This window comes from Streptomyces actinomycinicus, from assembly GCF_016741775.1.
GTDB classification, from domain to species: Bacteria; Actinomycetota; Actinomycetes; order Streptomycetales; family Streptomycetaceae; genus Streptomyces; species Streptomyces actinomycinicus.
This window is the reverse complement of record NZ_JAERRK010000091.1, coordinates 1-346: the sequence shown is the minus strand read 5'-3', so window position 1 is coordinate 346 and position 346 is coordinate 1. Positions and strand designations below refer to the sequence as shown.

The window sequence follows — 346 nt, the reverse complement described above, 5'->3', positions numbered from 1 at the left end:
GCGGTGAGAAATGTGAGGTAGGCGTCGGCGTCGCGCAGGGTCCGTTCGGTGGTGTGCGCCTCGATCAGGGGCATCAGCCGACTCATGACCGCGGTCCGGGCCTCTTCTCCGATGTGCTCGGGAAGTTCGACCACAGGTGCGGGGCCGTGCCGGTAGAAGAAGTTGGGGACGAGCACGTAGTACCCGTGGCCGGCCAGTTCGCGGGCCCTCTCCCGCAGCACGGGCCGGATACCGAAGCCGTCCGCGTACATCAGCACTCCTGGGTGCCGCTCGCCGTCGTCGGGGAAGGCGGCGAAGGCATCGGCCTGGCCGTCGGCGGTGGGAATCGGCAGCATCTTGGTGGGCA

Annotated in this window: 1 protein-coding gene; it reads right to left on the bottom strand. The window is 68.5% G+C overall.

What is annotated here, in order from left to right; translation table 11 throughout:
• On the bottom strand, positions 1–346 hold a 346-nt coding region (locus JK359_RS38635; protein WP_236679131.1), incomplete at both ends, for a dienelactone hydrolase family protein.